The organism is Streptomyces sp. ID05-39B, assembly GCF_033794725.1.
Lineage (GTDB): Bacteria > Actinomycetota > Actinomycetes > Streptomycetales > Streptomycetaceae > Streptomyces > Streptomyces bobili.
In genome coordinates this window covers 1-22443 of record NZ_JARGEF010000052.1, presented here as the reverse complement: position 1 = coordinate 22443, position 22443 = coordinate 1, and the positions used below count along the sequence as shown (strand labels likewise).

Annotated in this window: 9 protein-coding genes and 1 pseudogene; 2 read left to right on the top strand and 8 right to left on the bottom strand. The window is 71.7% G+C overall.

Annotation, left to right across the window (positions count from 1 at the left end; translation table 11 throughout):
- Nucleotides 1-9: 9 nt before the first annotated feature.
- The 8 genes from P1P75_RS14380 to P1P75_RS14345 all read right to left on the bottom strand — a co-directional run bounded on the left by P1P75_RS14380 (nucleotide 10) and on the right by P1P75_RS14345 (nucleotide 20140).
- Nucleotides 10-1710 carry an ABC transporter ATP-binding protein gene (locus tag P1P75_RS14380; RefSeq protein WP_319255248.1) on the bottom strand — a complete coding sequence of 567 codons (1701 nt, stop codon included), beginning with the start codon at nucleotides 1708-1710 and terminating at the stop codon, nucleotides 10-12.
- Nucleotides 1697-12643 (bottom strand): non-ribosomal peptide synthetase, encoded by a 10947-nt coding sequence (locus P1P75_RS14375; protein WP_319255246.1) that lies wholly within the window; start codon nucleotides 12641-12643, stop codon nucleotides 1697-1699. The genes P1P75_RS14380 and P1P75_RS14375 overlap by 14 nt, the downstream gene beginning before the upstream one ends.
- Before the next feature lie 62 nt (nucleotides 12644-12705).
- Entirely contained in the window at nucleotides 12706-14493 is a 1788-nt protein-coding gene (locus P1P75_RS14370) for an ABC transporter ATP-binding protein (RefSeq protein WP_319255244.1), read from the bottom strand.
- Between the two features lie 2 nt (nucleotides 14494-14495).
- On the bottom strand, nucleotides 14496-15551 hold the full coding sequence (locus P1P75_RS14365) for an iron-siderophore ABC transporter substrate-binding protein (protein ID WP_319255242.1): 1056 nt from the start codon (nucleotides 15549-15551) through the stop codon (nucleotides 14496-14498).
- Between the two features lie 98 nt (nucleotides 15552-15649).
- The gene (locus tag P1P75_RS14360) at nucleotides 15650-16504 is read right to left on the bottom strand and encodes an ABC transporter ATP-binding protein (protein ID WP_319255240.1); all 855 of its coding nucleotides are present in this window, start codon (nucleotides 16502-16504) and stop codon (nucleotides 15650-15652) included.
- Nucleotides 16505-16588: 84 nt separating this feature from the next.
- Nucleotides 16589-17650 (bottom strand): iron ABC transporter permease, encoded by a 1062-nt coding sequence (locus P1P75_RS14355; protein ID WP_319255238.1) that lies wholly within the window; start codon nucleotides 17648-17650, stop codon nucleotides 16589-16591.
- Nucleotides 17647-18705: an iron ABC transporter permease gene (locus P1P75_RS14350; RefSeq protein ID WP_319255236.1), complete on the bottom strand. Its 1059-nt coding sequence runs from the start codon at nucleotides 18703-18705 to the stop codon at nucleotides 17647-17649. The genes P1P75_RS14355 and P1P75_RS14350 overlap by 4 nt, the downstream gene beginning before the upstream one ends.
- A gap of 91 nt (nucleotides 18706-18796) precedes the next feature.
- A complete protein-coding gene (locus P1P75_RS14345; protein WP_319255234.1) occupies nucleotides 18797-20140 on the bottom strand; it encodes a lysine N(6)-hydroxylase/L-ornithine N(5)-oxygenase family protein in 1344 nt (447 codons plus the stop codon).
- 246 nt (nucleotides 20141-20386) lie between these two features.
- Here P1P75_RS14345 and P1P75_RS14340 point away from each other — a divergent pair, with 246 nt between their 5' ends.
- A complete protein-coding gene (locus P1P75_RS14340) occupies nucleotides 20387-21334 on the top strand; it encodes a methionyl-tRNA formyltransferase (protein ID WP_319255232.1) in 948 nt (315 codons plus the stop codon).
- A gap of 221 nt (nucleotides 21335-21555) precedes the next feature.
- Nucleotides 21556-22398, top strand: a pseudogene (locus P1P75_RS14335) (DUF4139 domain-containing protein); the annotation flags it as partial.
- Nucleotides 22399-22443: the final 45 nt, after the last annotated feature.

Sequence of the window (22443 nt, the reverse complement as noted above, 5' to 3'; positions counted from 1 at the left end):
GGCGCCGGATCACCGCGCCACCGCCGCGCAGTAGGCCTCGTCGGTCGCCAGGAGGTTGCGGTGGGTGTCCTCGGCGGTGATGACACCCTCGTCGAGGACGAGGACGCGGTCGGCGGCGTCCAGGAGGGCCGGGCTGCTGGTGAGGACGACGGTGGTGCGGCCCCGGCGCAGCTTCGCCACATTGCGCGCGATGAGCTGCTCGGTGACCGCGTCCACGGCCGTCGTCGGGTCGTGCAGCACGAGGATGTCGGTGTCCGCGGCCAACGCGCGGGCCAGGGAGAGCCGTTGGCGCTGCCCTCCGGACAGGTTCGCGCCGCGGTCGCGGACGGCGTGGTCGAGTCCTTCGCGGTGAAGGGCGACGGCGTCGGTCAGCATGGACGCCTCGACCGCCTCGGGGACCGACCGGCTGGTGCCCGCGGGGTCGATGTTCGTGCGCAGGGTGCCCGCGAAGATCTCGCCGTCGTAGGGGTTCACCAGCAGGTGCTCGCGGACCGCCTCGATCGAGAGGTCCGCCAGTTCCTGCCCGCCGACCCGCACCACTCCCTCGTACGCGTGGGGCGCGACGTTGACGGCGAGGACCGACGCGAGGTCGGCCGCCGCGAGGGGCTGGTAGGCGGCGATGGCCACGAACTCGCCCGCTGAAACCCGGAGTTTGAGCCTGCGCAGTGAGCCGTGCCGGACGCAGTCGATCTCCAGGTCCGCCCCCGCGGTGGGTTGCCCCGGTCCGGGGGTGGTGACCGGCGGCGCGGTCAGCACGAGCGCCATCCGCTCGGCCGACGCGCGCGCGATCATCACGTACTTGGGCATCTCCGAGAACAGCTTGAGCGGTTCCATGATGAACTGCGCCAGGCCTACGGCCATGACGAGTTCGCCGATGGTGATCTGGCCGTCGAAGGCCAGCCAGCCGGCTGTGAGGGTCACGGCGGCGGCGAGGACCGCGTTGAGGGCCAGCGCGGTGCCGGCGTAGACACCGTTCACCTTGGCGACGGTGATCGCCTGCTGCTTGGCCTCCGTGCTGACCTTGCGGTAGGAGCGGAACGCCGCGTGGTTGCCGCCGAATCCGTGCAGCGGGCGCAGGCCGATGATGAGGTCGGCGACCTTGGCGCCCGCCCGCGCCACACGCGCCTGCTGTTCCTGCGTGCCGGCGCCGATCCGCTTGGACAGGACGCTCAGGATGGACAGGATCGCGACGGTCCCCACGATCACCAGCAGCCCCAGCCGTACGTCGGCCAGGCCCAGCGCGACCGCCGCGACCAGCACCGCGACGAGCGAGCTGATCAGCAGGGGCACCACCTCGATGATGTCGGCGGTCTGGTCGGCGTCCTCGGTGGCGATGGTGAGGACCTCGCCGGACTTGAGGTCGACGTCCCGGGCGACCGGCTGGAGGCCGCACTCGGCGACCCGCACCCGCCAGCGGTGCGCCTCCGTCGTGTTGGCCTTCTGCAGGACGCGCATCCCGAACCGCCAGGACAGCGACACGGTCGTGATGATGACGGCGAGCGAGGCGATGGACAGGGCGAGCGCGCCGGGGCTGCGTTCCCGCAGCGCGTGTTCGACGATCAGGCCGAGCGCGATGGGGAAGGCGGTCTCACCGGCCTGGTAGAGGCCCATGAGGAGGGTGCCCCAGGTCATGGCGCCGAGGTTGCGGCGCAGGGCGGTCCGCAGGATGTCGGACCCCGGGCGGGGCCGCTGTGTGTCAGGAGTTGTCATCGAGGTGGCGTGCAATCGCTTCCGGGGTGCGCAGGGTGAACAGATCACGGATGGTGATCACCGGACCGTACTCGCGGCGGAGCAGCCCGATCAGCCGCACCGCCAGCATGGAGTGTCCTCCGAGGGACACGAAGTCGCTCACCGCGCTCACCTCGTCGTCGTCCAGGTCCAGTGCTTCGGCGAAGAACTCGCAGACCAGTGTCTCGGTCTCGGTCTCCGGTCCGCGCTCCGCCGCGGTGGTCAGTGCGCCCAGCGGTTTGGCCTCGGGCAGCGCCTTGGTGTCGGCCTTCCCGTTCACCGTCAGCGGGATGCTGTCGACCTGGGCGTAGTGCGTCGGGCGCAGGAAGTCCGGGAGGGCTGCGCCCACCTGGCCGGCGACCTCGGCGAGGTCGGCGCCGTCGAGGACCAGGTAGGCGGCCAGCCGGTGGGCGCCGTCGACCTGCGGGTCGGGCTGGGCGACCGCGGCCGTGAACCGCACCGCCGGGTGGGCCGCGAACGCGGCCTCGACCTCGCCGAGTTCGACCCGGTGGCCGCGGATCTTGACCTGCTGGTCGGTGCGGCCCAGGTACATCAGGTTCCCGTCGGGCCGGCGGATCACCAGGTCGCCGGTGCGGTACATGCGCTCGCCGGGCGCGCCGAAGGGGTCGGCGACGAAGCGGTGCGCGGTCTGCGCGGGCTGCCCGAGATAGCCGCGCGCGATGCCGATGCCCGACACGTACAGCTCTCCGGGGACTCCGTCGGGCAGGGGCCGCAGCCATGGGTCGAGGACGTACACGTCGGTGTTGTCGATGGCCACGCCCACGACCGGGTCATGGCATTCGAAGGTGCCGACGCCGAGGGTGTTGATGGTGTACTCGGTGGGGCCGTACAGGTTGTAGCCGGCCGTCCCCTCGGTCTCGGCGAGGCGCTGCCACAGGGTCGGTGTGACGGCCTCACCGCCGAGCAGCACCAGCGCCGGCCGCCGTGCCGGATTGTCCAGCAGGCCTTCGGCGACGAGCTGCTGGGCGTAGGTCGGGGTCACGTTGATGACGTCGATCCCGTGCTCCAGGCAGTACTCGACCAACCGGGGTGCGTCACGGCGCAGTTCCTCGTCGCAGATGTGCACCTCGTGGCCGTCGGCGAGCCACAGCAGTTCCTCCCACGACATGTCGAAGGCGAACGACACGGTGTGCGCGATCCGGAAGACGCGGTTGTGGTGTTCCGCCAACACGGGCTCGAAGATGCGCCGCTGATGGTTGATCAGCATGTTGGTCAGTCCGGCGTACTCCGTCACCACGCCCTTGGGCCTGCCGGTCGATCCGGAGGTGTAGATGGTGTACGCGGGGTGCCGCAGGCGGTTCGGGTCGTCCGGCGCGAACGTCCGGTACGGCTCGGCCTCGGGCAGCGGACGGTCCAGTTCGACGAGGTCGCCGGTCAGCCGGGGCGACACGGTGCTCACGGTGAGGATCACGTCCGGGCGGGCGTCCGCGACGATCGCGGCGATCCGCTCGTCCGGGTGGTCCAGCTCCAGCGGCACGTAGGCGGCGCCCACCCGCAGTACGGCGAACAGCGCCACGATCGAGTCGAGGGAGCGCGGGATCGCCAGGCCCACCGTGGTCTCGGGACCGATGCCGCGCCGGGCGAGGACGCCCGCCACCGCGCGGCTGCGGTCCCGCAGGCGGGCGAAGGTCATCGTCGCCCCGTCGGCGACGAGCACGACGCGCTGCGGATCACGGTCCGCCGCGCGGTCGAACCGGTCGACGACGGTGTCCGTGCCGACGTCCGTGCGCGGGCCCGGTGTGGGCCGCCTCGGCCCCGCCCCCCGCAGCGCGCCGACCGGCCCGGTCGACCGTGCCAGGTCTTCGAGCACGCGCACATAGTCGTCGAGGAGACGGCGGGCGTTCGCGGTGTCGCCGTCGCGGTGCTCCAGCTTGACGGTGAGCCGGTCGCCAGGCGTGACGACCCAGGTGAACGGGTAGTGCGTGGAGTCGTCGGCCTTCACCGAGGTGATGCCGTGCCGGGCGTTCATCTCGGCGAACGCGTCCAGGTCGAGGAAGTTCTGGAGCACGAACAGGTTGTCGAACAGGGTGTCGTGCCCACTGGCCCGCTGGATCTCGCCGAGCCCGAGGTGCTCGTGCTCCATCGCCGCGACCCTGGCCGCCTGTACGGCGCTGAGGTAGTCGCGGACGCTGTCGTCCGGCCGTGCCCGCGTCCACTGCGGCACGGTGTTGAGCAGCACGCCGACGATGTCGGACAGTCCCTCTCCCTCCCGGCCGGAAACGGTCACGCCGAACACGGCGTCTCCGCGGCCCGTGTGGGCGCCGAGGAGGAGGCCGAAGGCTCCGGTCAGCACCGAGTTCAGCGTGACGCCGTGCGCCTTGGCCGCCTCCCGCAGCAGGTCCGACTGTTCGGCGGACAGGGTGTGCACGACTGCGTGCGGCAGTTCCTCCGAGAGGACCGGCGCCGGTCCGGCGAGCAGCGTCGGGCCGGAGAGCCCTTCGAGGTGCTCGGCCCAGAAGCGTTCCGATACGGCGGGGTCCTTGGCGGCGAGCGTACGGGCGTAGTCCTCGAAGCTCGGCGTGGCCGGGACCGCGGCAGGCGGCTCGCCCGCGACGACCGCCTCGTAGGCGTCGAAGAGGTCCCGCAGCACGATCTCGCGCGACCAGCCGTCCCACAGCAGCAGGTGGTAGCTCAGCAGCAGCCCGTCGCGGTCGTCGGGCAGCCGCACCACGGTCAGCCGGATCAGCGGCGGCCGGCCGGGGTCGAACCCGGTGTCCCGGTCCCGGACACGCAGTTCCTCGGCCTCCGCCTCGGTCGCCAGCTCCACGGTGCGTACGGGGACCTGGCGTCCCGCGCTGAGGACCTGGACCGGACTTCCGTCGTCGTCGGTGGTGAAGCCTGCCCCGACGACCGGGTGCCGTGCGATCACGTACGCCATCGCCCGGCCCAGCGCGTCGGTGTCCAGGCGCCGGTCGAAGGTGAACCAGCTCTGCGCGACGTAGTGACCGGCCGAACCCGCCATCTGGGCCTGGAAGTACAGGCCCCGCTGGAGCGGGGTGACCGGTGCGGTGCGCTCGGCCGTGGTGGCGGCGTCCGCGATGCCTTCCAGCGCGCTCAGCCAGTGCTCGGTGATGTCGTCGGGGACGCCTTCGGCGAGGGTGAAGGCCGCGTGCAGGCTGCCGGTGGCCGCGTCGGTCCAGGCGTTGACCTCGACGGCGTACGGGCGGCCCTGGTCGCCTCGTGAGATGTGCAGGGCCTGGGACTCGCTGCCCCGGCCGAGGTAGTTGAACAGCACCTGGGGGCGGGCGGTCAGCAGCGGGGCCGCCTGCGGGTTGAGGTGGCGGAGCAGTCCGTAGGTGACGTGCGCACCTTCGTCCGGCTGGCGTTCGGCGACCTCGCGCGCCGCCGCGACCGGGTCGGTGTGCGCGGTGAGCCGTACGGGGGCGATGGAGGTGAACCAGCCGACCGTGCGGGTGTAGTCGTGGTGTTCCAGGGCGGGCACGCGGCCGTGCCGCTCCAGCTCGATCGCGAGGTCGGTGGGTGACGGCTGGACACGGGTCAGCGCGGTGCGCAGGGCGCCGCACAGCAGCTCGGTGAGGCCGACGCCGAGCGCGGCGGGCGCGGTACGCGTCAGGCGGTCGCTGACGTGGGGTGCGAGCGTGACCGTGGTCTCGCGCAGGCCGTCGGCGGCCGGCAGCGGCGTGGGCGCCTGGAGGGTGGTGATCCAGTGCCCGAGGCCGTCGGTGTCCTGGGTGGACCGGGCCGCCAGTGCTTCGGCGTACTCGGCGTAGGACGTGGTCGGTGGCGCCAGGGCTTCTCCGCCGAGGGCGGCGGCCAGGTCGTCCAGCAGGATCAGCCAGGACACCGCGTCGACGGCGAGGTGGTGCACGGCGACGACCAGGGTCCGGCTCGCCTCCAGCCACGAGAACGCGACGACGTCCCCGGACTCGGGGTCGAGCCGTCCCGCGGCCTCGTCGGCCACGGCCGCCGGGTCGTGAGTGTCCGCCCGCACGACGGTGACCGCGCGGGCGGGCTCGGTACGCAGCGCCCACACCCCGTGCTCGACGCGCAGCCGCAGGCGCAGGACGGGGTGCGCGGCCACCACGGCACGGGCGGCGCGCTCGACGTCGGCGAGAACGGTGCCCTCGGGGGCCTGCAACGTCCTGGCCTGGGCGAACCGCGTGAGGGATCCGCCGAGTTCCCGCTGGCGCAGGATGATCGGCGTCGGGGTCAGGGGGCCGTCCTCACGGCGGGCGGGCGCGGGGGCCGTTTGCCGCGGGCTGCTTGCCCCGAGGTGCTCGGCGAGCGCGCGGGGTGTCCTGAACAGGAACACGTCCCGTGGCGCGATCGGCAGGCCGAGCGCCCTGGCCCGGTTGATCACGGTGATGGCGACGATGCTGTCGCCTCCGGCGCGGAAGAAGTCGGTGTCGGCGTCCACGGCCGCCTCGGACAGCGTCTCGGCGAAGATGCCGACGACCGCGGCGAGTACGGAGTCGCTCACCCCCTCACTCACCACCGCCGGGGTCTCCTCCCGGGCGGCGCGCTCGGTGAGGGCCTTGCGGTCCAGCTTGCCGTTGACCGTGAGCGGCAGGGCGCCGACCGGCAGCACCCGGCCGGGCACCATGTGGACGGGCAGCTTCGCGGACAGCAGGTCCGTGAGGTCGCCGGGTACCCGGCCGACGACGTGGGCGACGAGATGGTCGGCGCCGGCGGCCACGGTGACGGCCACGTCGACGACACCGTCCAGTTCCCTGACCGCGGCCTCCACCTCGCCCAACTCGATCCGGAATCCCTTGAGCTGGACCTGGTCGTCGGCACGCCCGGCGAACTGCAGCTCGCCGTCGAGCGTACGGCGGGCGAGGTCGCCCGTGTGGTACATGCGGGAGCCGTCGCCGGCGAACGGGTTGGCCACGAACCGGCCGGCGGTGAGCCCCGGCCTGCCCAGGTAGCCGAGCGACACCTGGTCGCCGGCGACGTAGATGGCGCCCACGCGGCCCGGGGGCACCGGGCGGAGCCGGTCGTCGAGCAGATAGGTGACGAGGCCGGGGATCGGGCCGCCGATCGGGCTCACGTCGTCGCGCCGAGGCCGACGCGGGCCGCCGGTCGGGTCACCGAGGCCGAAGTCCTCGTCGGTGAGCACCCGGTGGGTGACATGGACGGTGGTCTCTGTGATGCCGTACATGTTGACCAGCTCGGGCGAGCCGGTGCCGTGCCGCTCGACCCAGCCGTGCAGCCGCCCGAGGTCCAGCGCCTCGCCGCCGAAGATGATCCGGCGCAGTGCGGTGACGGGTTCGGCGGCGAGCCGGTCGGCCTCGATGAACTGGTAGAAGGCCGACGGTGTCTGGTTGAGCACGGTCACTCCGCGCTCGCGGACCAGCCGGTGGAAGTCGACCGGGGAGCGGGTCAGTCCGTACTCCGGCACCAGCAGTTCACCGCCGTGGGCCAGCGCGCCCCACAGCTCCCAGACCGCGAAGTCGAAGGAGAAGGAGTGGAACTGGACCCACACGTCGTCGGGGCCGAAGCCCATGTCGGGGCGGGTGTTCGCGAGCAGGGTCACCACGCTGGAGTGCGGGACGACGACGCCCTTGGGCCTGCCGGTCGATCCGGAGGTGTAGATCACGTAGGCGGGGTCGTGCCAGGTGACGTCCGCCCCCGGCTCGCCGGTGTCCGGCGGCGGTTCCTCCCCCTGCACCAGCACGCGGGCTTGGACCCCTGCCCGCGCCAGCAGCCGGGTGAAGCGGTCGCGCTGCTCACGGTCGACGAGGACCGCCTGCGGGGCGGCGTCGGCGAGGATGTACTCCAGCCGTTCGTCCGGGTACGCCAGGTCCAGCGGTACGTATGCTCCGCCCGCGCTGACGATCGCGACCAGGGCGACGACCTGTTCGAGGGAGCGGGGCACGGCGACGGCGACCCGCTTGCCCGGACCGACCTGGGCGGCGCGCAGGGCTGACGCCAACTCTCCCCTGGCTTGGGCAAGTTCGCCGTAGGTCAGGGAGCGGGTGCTGCCGTCGAGGCCGCACTGGGTGACGGCGGCGGCGGCCGGGTCGCGCTGCGCGGCGGCGTCGAACAGGCCTCCCAGCGTCACCGGCGTGACCGGCGCGACCGGCGTGACCGGTGCGGGACGCGTGGCGGGCACCAGTTCGGCGACCGGGGCGTCCGGCCGGGCGAGCAGACCGGTGAGGGTCCGGGTGAAGGTGCTCAGGAGCGCCTGGGCGCTGGTCTCCCGCAGCAGTTCACCGTCGTAGATCAGGTTGAAGCGTGGGCGGCCGTCGAGTGCGCGCTCCACCACCAGGGTCAACGGGTAGTGCGGGGCGCCCTCGTTGACGATGTCGGTGATGACCAGCGTGTCGTCGGGGCGGCGCAGGGCGTCCACATCGGTCGCCACGTCGAAGACGACAAGGGTGTCGAAGAGGGTGCCGGTGCCGGTCCTGCGGCCGATCCTGGCCAGGGAGACGTGCTGGTGCGCCAGGACCGCGCTCTGGTGTTCCCGTACCGAGGCGAGCAGGTTCCCCGCCGTGGTGGCGGCGTCCCAACGGGCGCGGACGGGAATGGTGTTGATGAACAGGCCCACCATGTCCTCGATGCCGGGCAGGTCCATGTCGCGCCCGGACACGGTGGAGCCGAACACCACGTCGGATCCGTGCAGGATGCCGCCCAGGGTGACCGCCCAGGCGCTGTGCACGGCCACGCTCAGCGGTACTCCGGCCGACCGGGCCGCCGCGTCGATGTCGTCCGCCGGCTCCACGGCCGTGTCGGCGAACCGGTCGGAGGGGGTGTGTCCCTCGGCGACCAGGGAGGGGCCGGGCAGGCCGGCGAGCTGCTCGCGCCACACCCGGTCGCTCTCGTCGTCGTCGCGTTCGGCGAGCCGCCGCACGTAGTCGGGGAAGCCGCCGAGCGGATGCACGGTGCCGGGTGCGTGGTATTCGGTGAGCAGCGCGCGGAGCATCGGTGGAACCGACCAGCCGTCGGCGATGATGTGGTGCACGGTCTGCACGAGGACGGTGCGTCCGGAGCCGGCGCGGATGAGGGTGTACCGCATCAACGGGCCGGTGGCCAGGTCGAATCCGGCGCGGCGGTCCCGTTCCGCGTGGTCGCGGATCTCGGCTTCGGTGATGCCCGGGCGGTCCAGTGTCGTGAAGGGCGCCTCCACTCCACTCTCCAGGACGGAGACCACGCGGCCGTCGGCGAGCGCCACGAACCGCGCGGCCAGGTTGGGGTACAGGGCGAGCAGCCGGCCGGCCGCCGTCGCGAGCCGGTCGGCGTCCACCTCGCCGTCCAGGGTGAGCAGTTGCTGTTCGACGTAGGCGCCCGCGGAGTCGTCGTCGAAGACCGAGTGGAAGTAGAGGCCTTCCTGCAACGGGGTCAGCGGCAGGATGTTCCGCAGCGCCGGGCCGTCCAGGGCGTCGACGTCCCTCTGGGTGAGCGGCACCAGGGGGAAGTCGCTGGGCGAGTGGCCGCCTCCGTCGAGTGCGGCCAGTGCGGTGAGTGCCTCGCGGAAGTAGCCGCCGAGGGTGGTGATGTCCTCGTCGGTGAACAGGCCGTCGGGCCAGGAGATGGTGGTGACGAGTTCGTAGGCGCCGCTGGGGGCGGGTTCGGCGATGGCGTTGAACTCCAGGGCGCGCGGCAGGCGCATCCTCGGATCGCGCTTCTCGCCCAGCTGGCCGGTGGTGCCGGTGAGCTGCCAGTCGCCGGTGGCGCCGGCGTCGAAGCGGCCCAGGTAGTTGAAGAGGACCTGCGGTGCGGGGGCGTCGAACCGGGTGTCGCGCAGGTGGCGCAGGGCGCCGTAGGAGAGTCCGTTGCCGGGCACCTGGGCGAGGTCTTCCTTGACCGCCTTGAGGGCGGCCGCCAGGTAGTCGGGGGCGGTGAGGTCGGCCGCCGCGCCGGGGTCCACGGTCACCGGGAACAGGGTGGTGAACCAGCCCACGGTGCGCGAGAGGTCGGGCTCGAAGCCGGCGGCGTCCGCGACGAAGCGCCCTTCACGGCCGTGGCCCTCCAGCTCGATGTGCGCGAACGTCTGGTCCTGTCCGAGGTCACGGCGCCACCGGGCGAGGGTGACGGCGACCGCGGTGAGCAGGACGTCGTTGACGCCCGCGTGGAACTTCGCGGGTATCTCGCCCAGCAGCGCGGCCGTGGCGTCGGCGCCGACCGAGACGGTCCGCAGCCGCTCCCGTGCCACGGTGTCGGCCGCGGACAGCGGGCGCCTGCCCAGCGGCCCGTCGGCTCCCGGCAGGGGGCGCTGGAAGTAGGCGCGGTCCGTGTCGAACGGCGTGCGCTCCAGCAGCTGTGTCCAGCGCCGGAAGGAGGTGCCCGGCGGGGGCAGCTCGATCGGCGTTCCCGAGGCGAGCTGCCGCCAGGCCGTGGCCAGGTCCTCCATCAGGACGCGCCAGGACACACCGTCGATCACCACGTGGTGGGCGGCCAGGACGAGTTGGCGCGCCTCGGGGCGCCACACGGCCCGCAGCATCGTGCCGTCCGCCGGGTCGAGACCGTCGGTGGCGAGCGCGACGCAGTCGTCGAGCGGCCCCTCGCTCTCCTGCCAGGCCGGCACGGCATCGCCGGTCTCCGGGATGTCGAAGCTCCAGCGCTCACCGCGCACCAGCCGGGCGCGGAGCATGTCGTGCCGTGCGAGAACGGCGCCGAGGATCGCGTCGAGGGCGTCGGCGGTCAGCTCGGCGGGCGTGTTCAGCACCACCGACTGCACGAAACCGTCGATCGCGTCGGTGGTCTCGCCGAGCCACTGCACGATGGGCGATCCCACGACGTGCCCGGTCGGTACGTCGCCGTGGTCGACCCGTGAGGTGTCCTCACGGCTCGCCACCGCCGCCAGGGCTCCGACGACGCTGTGGGTGAAGATCTGCCGTGCAGTGACGTAGAGGCCGGCCTCGCGCAGCGCACTCAGCAGGGAGATCGCCAGGATGCTGTCCGCGCCGAGCTGGAAGATGTCCTGGTCGACACCGACCTCGTCCAGTCGCAGGACCTGGGCGACGGCCGCGCACACCAGGCGTTCGTTCTCGGTGGCGGGCGGCGCGATCGAGCCGGTGGCGGTCACGGGTTCCGGCAGCGCGTTGCGGTCGAGCTTGCCGTTCGCGGTGAGCGGGAACTCGGTCATCACGACGATGTGGGCGGGCACCATGTACTCGACCATGTGCGCGGCGGCCCAGGCCCTGACCTCGTCGGCCCGCAGGTCCTCGCTTCCGGCGGCCGGGATGACGTACCCGATCAGGTAGGTGCCGCCGGCGGTGTTCTTCCGGGCGACGACGCAGGTGTGCCGGACCGCGGGGTGTTCGGCGAGGCCGACCTCGACGTCCTCGATCTCCAGCCGCATGCCGCGGATCTTGATCTGGTTGTCGGCGCGGCCGAGGAAGTCCAGCGTCCCGTCGGGGGCGAACCGTGCGAGGTCGCCGGTCCGGTAGAGGCGGGATCCGTCGCCGGCGAAGGGGTTCGCGATGAACCGGGACGCCGTCAGGCCGGGCGCGTTGACGTATCCGCGCCCCAGCAGGAACCCGCCCACGTACAGTTCGCCGCCGACCCCGACCGGGACGGGGCGCAGCTCGTCGTCCAGGACGTACAGCTGGGTGTTGGGGTTGGCCCTGCCGATCGAGGTCGACAGGCGTTCCGCGGCGCCCCGGTAGATGACGTGCGAGACGCCGATGGTCGTCTCGGCCGGGCCGTAGCCGTGGTACATGGGGATGTCGAGCTTGGTGCGGAACCGTTCGTACAGTTCGGGGGTCAGTACCTCGCCGCCGCACCACACGTGCCGCAGGCTGTCGAGGCTGCCGGAGTCGCCCGCGATCTCCAGGAGCACGTCCAGCATGGAGGACACGAGGTAGGTGAAGGTGACGCGCTGTTCGGCGATGACGCTCAGCAGGTGGTGCGGGTCGCGTTCGCCGCCGGGCCGCAGGACCACGAGCCGGGCGCCGGACACCAGCGGCAGGAAGATCTCGTTGATGGAGATGTCGAAGGAGAGCGGCGCCTTGAACAGGGACGCGTCGTCGTGGCCGAAGTGCAGGATCTCGTCGACCTGCCACAGCAGACGTTCGCTGATCGCCTCGTGGCGGATCATCGCGCCCTTGGGCCGGCCGGTCGAGCCGGAGGTGAAGATGACGTAGGCCAGGGCGGCGCCGGGCACGGTGACGTCCGGAGCCTCGGTGGGGTGGCCGCCGTAGCGCCAGTCTCCGAGGTCGACTGCGAGGGCCTCCGGTTCGTCCGGGTCCTGCTCACCCGAGGCGTTGAGCTGTACGACGACGCGGGCGTCCTCGATGACGACGGCGCGGCGCGCGGCCGGCCACTGCGGGTCGAGCGGCACGAAGGCGCAGCCCGCCTGGAGCACGCCGAGCAGTCCGATGACCATGTCGGCGGAGCGGCCCAGCGAGATGCCGACGACCTGTTCGGCGGTGAGCCCGTGCTCGATCAGCCGGTGCGCCAACTGCGCGGAGTGTTCGGCTGCCTGACGGTAGGTCAGAGAGCGCTGCTCGTCGACGACGGCGACCGCGTCGGGCCTGGTGCGCGCCTGTTGCCGGAACATCTCGACGATGGTCGGGCGGACCCGGTCGGCGTGGGTGTCGTTCCATGCGGCGAGCGCTTGGAGGCGGGCCGCCGGGCCGGCCGGGCCGATGGTGGACAGGGGCCGGTCCGGGAAGTCGGCGAGGTCGTCGAGGGCGAGTTGGGCGTCGGCCGGGGCGACTCCTTCGGGCACGGCGACGCTCCGGCCGTCCGGGCCGGCCTCCCGGCTGCCGGGGCCGTCACCGCCGTTGTCGACCCAGCCGAGGATCTCGGTGAACAGGGTGCCGGGGGTGAGGTCGATACCCTCGGGGCTTTCGCCCGTCGCCCAGTACGACAGCCCGATGGCGCACGCCTCGGCGATGGTCCGGTCGGAGTAGTCACCGGTTCGCCGGCGCACGTCGGCCAGCCGCGTGGCAGAAAGCAGTGCGAGACGAGCGCTCGGTTCCATCATCGAAGACTCAGCTTCCCTTCCACGGAAATGAGAGGTGGCACAGGCTGACTCGGCCGGTGTGCCTAACTGCCTTCTCGCCAGGCCCGCCACAGTCGGGCGTACCGGCCGCCCAGGGCCACCAGTTCCTCGTGGGTGCCCTGCTCCACGACGCGTCCCGCGTCGAGGACGGCGATCCGGTCGGCAGCCATCGCCTGGGTCAGCCGGTGTGCCACGAACAGCGTGGTGCGGCCCGCGCAGGCGGCCATCACGGCCCGCTCCAGCTCGGCGGCGCCCTCGCTGCCGGCCTCCGCGGTCGACTCGTCGAGGACCACCACCGGCGCCCGTCCGAGCACCAGCCGGGCCAGTGCGATCTGGGCGACCTTGGTGACGTCCAGGCGCTCGCCGCCCTCACCGACGAGGGTGGTCAGCCCGTCGGGCAGCGCCTCGACCCAGCCGTCGGCGCCGACGACGCGCAGCGCGTCCAGCAGTTCGGTGTCGGTCGCGTCCGGCGCGGCGAGGCGCAGGTCGTCCGCGAGAGGCCCGGAGAACACGTGCGTCTCCTGCGTCAGGATGCTCACCATGGCGCGAGCGCCGGCCTCGTCCAGGCCGGCGAGGTCGGTCGGCCCGATGCGCACCGACCCGGACTGCGGTGTCCCGATGCCGGCGATGAGCGCGGCCAGGGTCGTCTTGCCCGCGCCCGTCGCCCCGACCAGGGCGAGCGAACCGCCGGCCGGGATCGTCAGGTCGACGTCGCGCAGCACCGGTTCCTCGGCGCCGGGGTAGCGGTACGTCAGTCCCCGCACGGTCACCGGGTACGAGACGGCGCCGGCCGGTGCCACGGAGGCGTCGCCGACCAGGCGGTCCTGCGCGGGCTCCCCCAGCACGCCGACCAGCCGGGTCAGGCTCGCGCCCGACTTCTGCGCCTCGTCGAAGGTGAACATGATGGCGCCGAGCGGGGTGAACAGCCGGTGGAACAGCAGTGGGGCCGCCGACACCTCGCCCAGACTGGCGGCGTCGGCCTCCAGCAGGGCGTACCCCACGACGATGATGAGGACGAGCCCGATGAACTCGGCGCGGTTCTCCCGGCCGACGAACCGGCCGAAGAACCGGAACACCTCGATGCCGAGTTCACGGACCCGCCACGACTCACGGGTGACCTTCTCCCGGAAGGCGTCCTCGAGGCGGTACGCGCGGACCGTGTCGATCCCGTTGAGACCGCTGATCAGGGCCTGCGCGCGGTCGGCCTGCGCCACGCGCTGCCTGCGGTAGAGGGGGGCGGACCGGGGGAGGTACCAGCGCAGGGCCAGCGCGTAGGCGGGCAGCGCGCCGGCGCCCGCCAGGCCGAGCCGCCAGTCCAGTCCGAACATGCCGAGCGTGGCGATGACGACCAGCACGCCGGCCGAGAACACTGTCGGCACGGCCGTGCGGATGCCCTTGGACAGCACCGCCACGTCGTCGCCGACCCGGGAGAGCACGTCTCCCCGCCCGACCTGCTCGATCCGGGCGCTCGGCATCCCGAGGACCGCCCGGACGGCGCCTTCCCGCAGCCGGGCGAGCAGATCCGCGCCCAGCCGGCCGATCAGGTAGGTCGACACCGCGGTGGCTGCCGCGCCGAGCAGCGCGGCGGCGACCATCAGGGCGCCGATCGTGACGAGTACCGACTGTGACCTGCCCTCGACGACCCCGTCGACGACCCTGCCGAGCAGGAGCACCGGCAGCACCTGGAGTGCCGCCCCGGCCACCGTGGTGAGCACGGTGGCCGTCGTCAGCCCCGGCGCCTCGCGGCAGTGCGCCCCGACCCACCGGGTGGCCTCACGTCCGGTCGCCGTTCGCAGGGTTGCCGGGGCGACGCGCGTCTCGGTGGTGCTCACACCTACTCTGCCGACTTGACGAGCTCGTCGATGGCGTAGGGCATGGACAGCAGGGTGCCCTGGGAGATGGCGGCGCCGACCGCGGGGCCCTCGCTGTCCAGCAGGTAGGACACCTTGCCGTTCTTGACGGCGTCCAGGTTGGTGAAGAGCTTGAACTTCTTCAGCGCGTCCGTGTCCGCCTTGTCGTTGATGACGAAGATGCGGTCGACGTCGACGAGGTCGATGCGCTCCGGGGAGAGCTTGGTGTAGAAGCTGCCTTCGGCGATCTTGTCGATCTCGGTCTGGTACGTGAAGCCGATGCCGGTCAGCAGGCGTCCACGCACGTCGGTGGAGGTGAAGGGGGCGACGGAGTTCTCGTACCAGGACAGCGCCACGGCGGTCTCGCCGGCGAACTCGGGGTGCGCCTTCTTGGCCGCGTCGAGCTTGGCCTGGATGCCCTGCACCAGCTTCTCGCCCTCCTCGGCCTTGCCGAGCGCCTTGGCGATGTGCAGCGCGTTGTCCTGCCAGGGAGCGCTGAACAGCTCCTTCTCGGCCTTGGTACGGCCCACCGTCGGGGCGATCTTGGAGAGCTTGTCGTAGGCGGCCTGGTCGATCTCGGAGTAGACCGCGATGATCAGGTCCGGGCGCAGGGCGGCGATCTTCTCGAAGTTGGGGCCGGAGTCACCGTTCTTCATGATGACCTCGGGCTTGGCGTCTCCCCACTTGTCCTTCACCCAGGGCCACTGGGTGTTGATGTCGGGGCTCTGGCCTGCCGGGTTCGGGTACTGGTCGACCATGCCGACGGGCTTGATGCCGAAAGCCAGGACGCTCTGGTCGTCCGTGTAGCCGACGGTGACCACGCGCTTGGGGGCCTCGGTGACCTTCGTGGATCCGAACGCGTGCTCCACGGTGACCGGGAAGGCGCCGGCGGCGGCAGCGGTCGAGGTGGTGTCGCTCGCCGTGGCCTTGTCCGAGTCGGAACCGCAACCCGCGAGGAGGCCTACGCCGAGCGTCGCGGCGGACACCACGGCCGCGAGCCGCCGCCGGGGCTTCCTGAGGGTCGTTCGATGGAGGAACATCCGCAATCCCTTGCTCTCGCACTGTCCGCTGCGCCTTGTTCTAAGGGCAGGCAAACCCTACCGATAAAAGTGAGGTTAGCCTAGCCTAACCGGCGGACCTAACTGCCCGTTCGCGTCACCAAGTTGACGTGGGTACGGCCGATGGGCACGATCAGCGGCCGGTCCCCCACCGGGTCGTCGATCACCTGGGCACGCAGTCCGAACGCCTCGTGCAGCAGCTCGGCGGTGATCACGTCCCGCGGATGCCCCTGCGCCAGGATCGACCCCTCCCGCATCACGATGAGGTTGTCGCTGTACCGGGTCGCCAGGTTGAGGTCGTGCAGCACCATCACCACGGTGCACCCCGACTCGTGCAGGTCGTCCACCAGATCCAGCACCTCGACGGCGTGCGCCAGGTCCAGATAGGTCGTCGGCTCGTCCAGCAGCAGCAGGTCGGTGCCCTGAGCCAGCGTCATCGAGATCCAGACCCGCTGACGCTGCCCGCCGGACAGCGAGTCGACGGGACGGTCGGCCAGGTCGGACACCCCCGTCATGGCCAGCGCGCGCTCCACCACCGAGGCGTCGTCCGACGACCACTGCCGCAGCCAACTCTGGTGCGGATGACGGCCCCTGGCCACCAGATCGGCCACCGTCAGCCCCTCCGGCGCGACCGGGGCCTGCGGCAGCAGGCCGAGCTTCTTCGCCACGTCCCTGGTCCGGAGCTTGGCGATGTCGTCGCCGTCCAGGACGACCGTCCCGCTGGTCGGCTTCAGCAACCGCGACAGGGTCCGCAACAGGGTCGACTTCCCGCAGCCGTTGGGGCCGATGATCGTGGTCATGACCCCTGGCGGGATCGCCACGTCGAGATCGTCGATGACGATCCGGCCGCCGTATCCGACCGTGACGCCGCTGGCTGCCAGCCGCGCGGTCGCCTCGACCACGGGCACGGCGTCGGTGATGTGCTGAGCGACCACAAGGCCCCCTCGTAGGTGGACCGCCCGCCAAATGCCGGACCGTCTTAGGTATGCCTCACCTTTGTACCAGCAACCGGCCCACGGTCAGCGGAGGTTGGCCCTCACCAGCAGGTAGACCAGGAAGGGGCCGCCGATCGCGGCCGTGACCACGCCCACCGGGAGGCTGACCGGCAGCGCCGTGCGGGCGGTCAGGTCCGCGCCGGTCAGCAGCAGCGATCCCACCAGCCCCGAGGCCACCATCGGCGGCGTCGGACTCCTCGTCAGACGCATCGCCACCTGCGGCGCCACCAGCGCCACGAACGGCACCGGTCCGGCCGCGCTCACCGCCACACCGGCCAGCAGGACGGCGCACAGCAGCAGGACGGCGCGCACCCTGCCGTACCGCACGCCCAGGCCGGCCGCGACCTCGTCGCCGAAGTGCATCGGCTTGAACTGGAACGCGGCACCCGTCACGACGACGAGGAGGACGAGGGAGCACCAGAGCGCCACCCAGACCTCGTTCCACGAGCGGTTGTCCAGGGAGCCGACCAGCCAGGCCTGGGCGCGGGCGACGTCCCGGATGTCGGCGGACACCAGCAGCCAGGTGGTGATCGCCTCCATCACCGCGCTCACCGAGATGCCGATGAGGATGAGCCGGAAGCCGTCGATGCCACGCCGCCAGGCCAGGAAGTACACCAGCAGGCCGGTGCCGAGGCCGCCCGCGAGGGCCGCCGCCGACAGGCCGACGGAGTCGGTGATCGCGGCGGCGGTGCCGCCGGACACCGTCACCAGGAACACCGCGACGGCGCTGGCACCGCCGGTGATCCCGAGAATGTCCGGGCTGGCGAGGGGGTTGCGCGCGATGGACTGGGTGATCGCCCCGGACACGCCCAGCGCGATCCCCACCACGAGCCCGGCCAGGGCGCGCGGCATCCGCAGGTCCATGATCACGAACTCGTCCACCTGCTCGCCCCGGCCGAAGATCGTGGCGATGACGTTGGGCAGACCGATGGGGAAGTCCCCCACGGAGATCGACAGGCAGAACACCAGGAAGGTGGCCGCCGCCAGCAGCAGCGTGACGGCCGCGACCCAGGGCCGCCAGACGAACGACACCTGGCCGAGCCGTACGCCCGGCGTCACCGTCTGCTTCACATCGGTCCCGTTCATGCGTTCTTGAACTTTCCGCGCCACACCAGTACCGCGAAGAACGGGGCGCCGAGGAGCGCGACGACGACCCCCGCGTCCAGTTCGCCCGGCCGCACCACGAGCCGCCCCACGATGTCGCAGACCAGCAGGACGATGGCGCCCAGCAGGCCCGCGTAGGGCACCAGCCAGCGGTAGTCCGGCCCGGTGAGGTACCGGGCGACGTGGGCCACCATCAGGCCGAGGAAGGCGATGGGGCCGGTCGCCGCCGTCGCCGCGCCCGCGAGCAGGGTGATGGCGACGATGCCGACGGTCCGGCTGAGCGCGACGTTGACGCCGAGTCCGCGCGCCACGTCGTCGCCCAGGTTGAGGAGGTTGATGGCGGGCAGCGTGGTCAGGGCCAGCACCAGGCCGAGGACGATGAACGCGGTGACCGGCCAGATGACGTCGAAGCCGACGCCGGCCAGGGAGCCCGAGTTCCAGAACCGCAGCGCGTTCAGCGACTTCTGGTCCGACAGCGCGACCGCCACGGTCATCGCGGCGAGGAACACCGTGATCCCCTGTCCGGCCAGCGCGAGCGTCAACGGGTTGCCGGCGCCCCGGCCGAGGCTCGAGAGCCCGAACACGACGACACCGGCGACGCCCGCCCCCAGGAAGGCGAACCAGACGTACTGGAAGGGGTCGGTGAGTCCGAACACGGCGATGACCGAGACGACGGCGAACGAGGCGCCGGCGTTCACCCCCAACAGGCCCGTGTCGGCGATGGGGTTGCGCGTGTAGCCCTGGATGAGCGCGCCGCCGACGCCCAGGGCGACGCCCGCCACGACGGCGAGCACCGTCCGGGGCACCCGCACGGTCTGCACGATGAGCCTGATCTCGGTGAGCCGTTGGTCGGTGTCCGGTGCGGCGAACAGCCCGTGCCACACCTCTGCCGGGCTCAACGCGCGCGCGCCGACGGCCAGTGACAGGGCCGCCACGGCCGCGAGGATCACCACCAGCACGCCCGTACCCACAACCCGCCGCCGACGGGCCTCTGTTGTGCCCCTGGACGCGGGGCGCTCGACTGCGGTCGTGGCCATGACGACGTACGTTATCCCTTTGGTTTCGCAAGTTGCACGGTGGTGCCGCCCCTGCCCGGTGCGGCTCACCCGGCGGGGGCCGGGGGGCGGACTAGCGGGCGGTGTCGGTGACCTTCCGGGCCGCGTGCGAGGGGGAGTCGGCGCCCCGGTCGAGGAGGGAGTCCAGGATCTCGCCGACCCTGATGGCGGTGTTGGACAGCAGGGCGGAGGTGATGCCGTGCGTGTGCTCGGTGCCGCCCTGGAGGTAGATGCCGCAGTTCAGGTCGGGGTCGGTGGTGATGCGGTAGTCGCGCTCGACCCGGACCCGGCCCTCGTCGTCGCGCAGGCAGCGGTCCGCGACCTCGCCGAGCAGGCCGAGCGGGTCGGCGGGGCTGTAGCCGGTGGCGAAGACCACCACGTCGGCGTCCAGCAGGGTCTCCTCGCCGGTGACGAGGGACCGCACGGTGGCCCGGACCCCGTCCGGGGTCTCCTTGGCGTCGGTGAGCCGGGACACGTTGAGGAAGCGCAGGCGCTCGGTGCCGAGGACCTTCTCCTGGTACGTCTGCCGGTAGAGGTCGTCGATCAGGTCGATGTCCACCACGGAGTAGTTGGTGTTGCCGTGGTAGTCCATCAGCCGGCGTTTGACGTTCTCGGGGGCGGCGAAGTAGTCGTCGACCGCTTCGGGGTCGAAGATCCGGTTGGCAAAGCTGCTGTCGTCGGCGGGGCTGTAGCCGTAGCGGGAGAAGACCGCGCAGATCTCGGCTCCGGGGAAGCGGCGGTGCAGGTAGGCGACGTTCTCGGCGGCGCTCTGGCCGGCTCCCACGACGACGAACCGCGAGGGCGAAGTCCCCTCCAGTTCCTCGACCTTGGCGAGCAGTTCGGAGTTGTGCCAGACACGGTCGCCGCGTTCGATGCCCTCGGGCATGAGGGGACGCAGCCCGGTGCCGATGACGAGGTTGCGGGCCCGGTGCACCTCGAGTCCCTCGCCCGTGCGGACGGTCACTTCCAGGTGGTCCACGGCTCCGTCGCGGACGACGGGCGCGACGCCGACGACCTCGTGGCCGTAGGAGACCATGTCCTCGACCTTGGCCGCGGCCCACTCGAAGTAGTCGTGGAACTCCACGCGCAGCGGGAAGAGGCTCTTGTGGTTGATGAAGTCGATCAGCCGTCCCTTGCTCTGGAGGTAGCACAGGAAGCTGAATTCACTGGTCGGGTTCCGCAGCGTCACGAGGTCCTTGAGGAAGGAGACCTGCATGGTCGCGTCGTCGATCAGCATGCCGCGGTGCCAGCCGAAGCTCGGCTGCTGCTCGAAGAAGTGAGCGGTGACGGCCTCCTGCCGGCCGGCGCGTGCGTTGTGCTCGCTGAGTGCGATCGCCATGGCGACATTGGACGGTCCGAAGCCGATACCGATCAGGTCGTGGATCGGTGATGCGTCAACAGGAAGCACCCGTGACATGTCTCTCCCATCGTGCGGGGGGCCGCCAGTACGGCGTGTGGGGAAGCGCGCGGCGGGACACGCCGACGGAGCGGCCCGCTGAACTTAGGTGAGCCTAAGCTAATCCAGTGCGGCTGTCGATAGAGCGGAACTCCCTTCCAGGCGTGGGAAGTCAGCCAACCGGTGCGCCCTGTACAGGTGTTGAAAACTAAGGTAAGCCTTGCTTTACTGCTCCCGGTCCACCCCCTGTCTTGAGGAGGAACCCCCATGCGGGTCGTCATGTTCGGTTACCAGACCTGGGGGCACCGCACCCTGCAAGCCCTCCTGGACTCCGAACACGACGTGGCGCTGGTCGTGACACACCCCAGGAGCGATCACGCGTACGAGAAGATCTGGAGCGACTCCGTCGCCGATCTCGCCGAAGAGCACGGCGTCCCCGTACTGATCCGCAACCGCCCCGACGACGACGAGCTGTTCGAGCGCCTCAAGGAGGCCGACCCGGACATCATCGTGGCCAACAACTGGCGGACCTGGATCCCCCCGCGCATCTTCGACCTGCCGCGCCACGGCACACTCAACGTCCACGACTCGCTGCTGCCCAAGTACGCCGGTTTCTCCCCGCTGATCTGGGCCCTGATCAACGGCGAGCCCGAAGTCGGCGTCACCGCCCACATGATGAACGACGAGCTGGACGCCGGCGACATCGTGCGGCAGGAAGCGGTCCCGGTCGGACCGACGGACACCACCACCGACCTCTTCCACAAGACGGTCGACCTCATCGCCCCGGTCACCATCGGCGCACTCGGCCTCATCGCCTCCGGACAGACCGAGTTCACCAAGCAGGACCGGGCACAGGCGAGCTTCTTCCACAAGCGCTCCACCGACGACATCCGCATCGACTGGAACTGGCCGGCCGCGGACCTGGAGCGTCTGGTGCGCGCCCAGTGCGAGCCGTACCCCAGCGCCTTCACCTTCCACAAGGGCAAGCGCCTGGAGATCCTCGCGGCGGTCGTCTCCGAGGCCCGCTACGGCGGTACCCCCGGCCGCATCTTCTACCGCGAGGGCGACGGCGTGGTGATCGTCGCCGGGGCCGACGCCCGCACCGGCCGCAACCACGGCCTGGCCATCACCCGCGTACGGACCGAGGACGGACGGGAGCTGGGGGCCACGGAGTACTTCACCTCCATGGGCGGCTACCTGACGAGCCGCCCCTGAACACACCACGCCTGCCGGGACCGTCGCAACAGCCCCGGGCGTGCGAACCTGCGCCGGGCCCCGGTCACGGGGCCCGGACCGCCGCGTCGGCGCGCCCTCGGTTCCCGGAGCACCCCGTCTCCCACCACCCCCTGGGCTCTGCCCGGACCGGGATCGGTCACCGCGACGAGGCGGCGACGGCAACGTAGGCTGTGCTCGGCACAGACACGGTGGGGGCGTTCATGCGGGTGGAAAAGGCACAGAGTTGGGGTTCGGCCCTCGATTCGGTCGTGGTGTACGCGCAGGGCGCGCTCTGCCGCCGACTGGCCCGGGGCAGCGTGCCGCCCGACGGCCGGGTGCGCGTGACCGGACTCCCCCGCACCCTGGACCCCGGCTCGCTGCGGGCACGCGTCCTCGGTGCACCCGGAGTACGCGTCGTCGAGGCCCGCGTGGAGGTCGACGCCGAACCGCTCGCCGCCGGCGTCCCCGACACGCTGCGGCGCGAGGTCGAGCGGCTGCGCGACGAGTACGCGGCGGCGCAGGGGCGCCGGGACCGGCAACTGCGCCTGATCGAGGAGGTCACGGCACTGCGCCCGGTGCCACCGCCCCGCAGGCGCGACGACCCGCACCGCCGCACCCCCGTCGACGCGTGGCTGGAACTCGCCGACTTCGTCGAACAGCGGCTGACGGCCCTGCACACCCGCCTCGCCGAACTGGAGGAGGCGCTGCTCCTCGTCGAGCACGAACTCGACGTCGCCACCGACCGGCTCGACCGTGCCTCCACCGACGTACCGGCGGCGCACGTCGAGACCACGGTCTGTGCGGTGCTCACCCTCGTCGGCGGCACCGGCGACGAGGGCGCGGACATCGAACTGGAGCTGGAGTACGGGGTGCCGGGCGCCGTGTGGGTGCCGGCCTACCGGCTCAGCCACCGGCACGGCGACGACAGCGGCCGCCTGGTGCTGCGCGCCTCGGTCGCCCAGCGCACCGGCGAGGACTGGACGGGCGTCCGCGTCGCCCTGTCCACCGCCGACCTGCGACGCCGCACCGATCTGCCGCGGCTCCGATCGGTCCGCATCGGACGCCGGTCCAATACCCGCCGGGCGGCCCTTATACACAATTAACCCTGG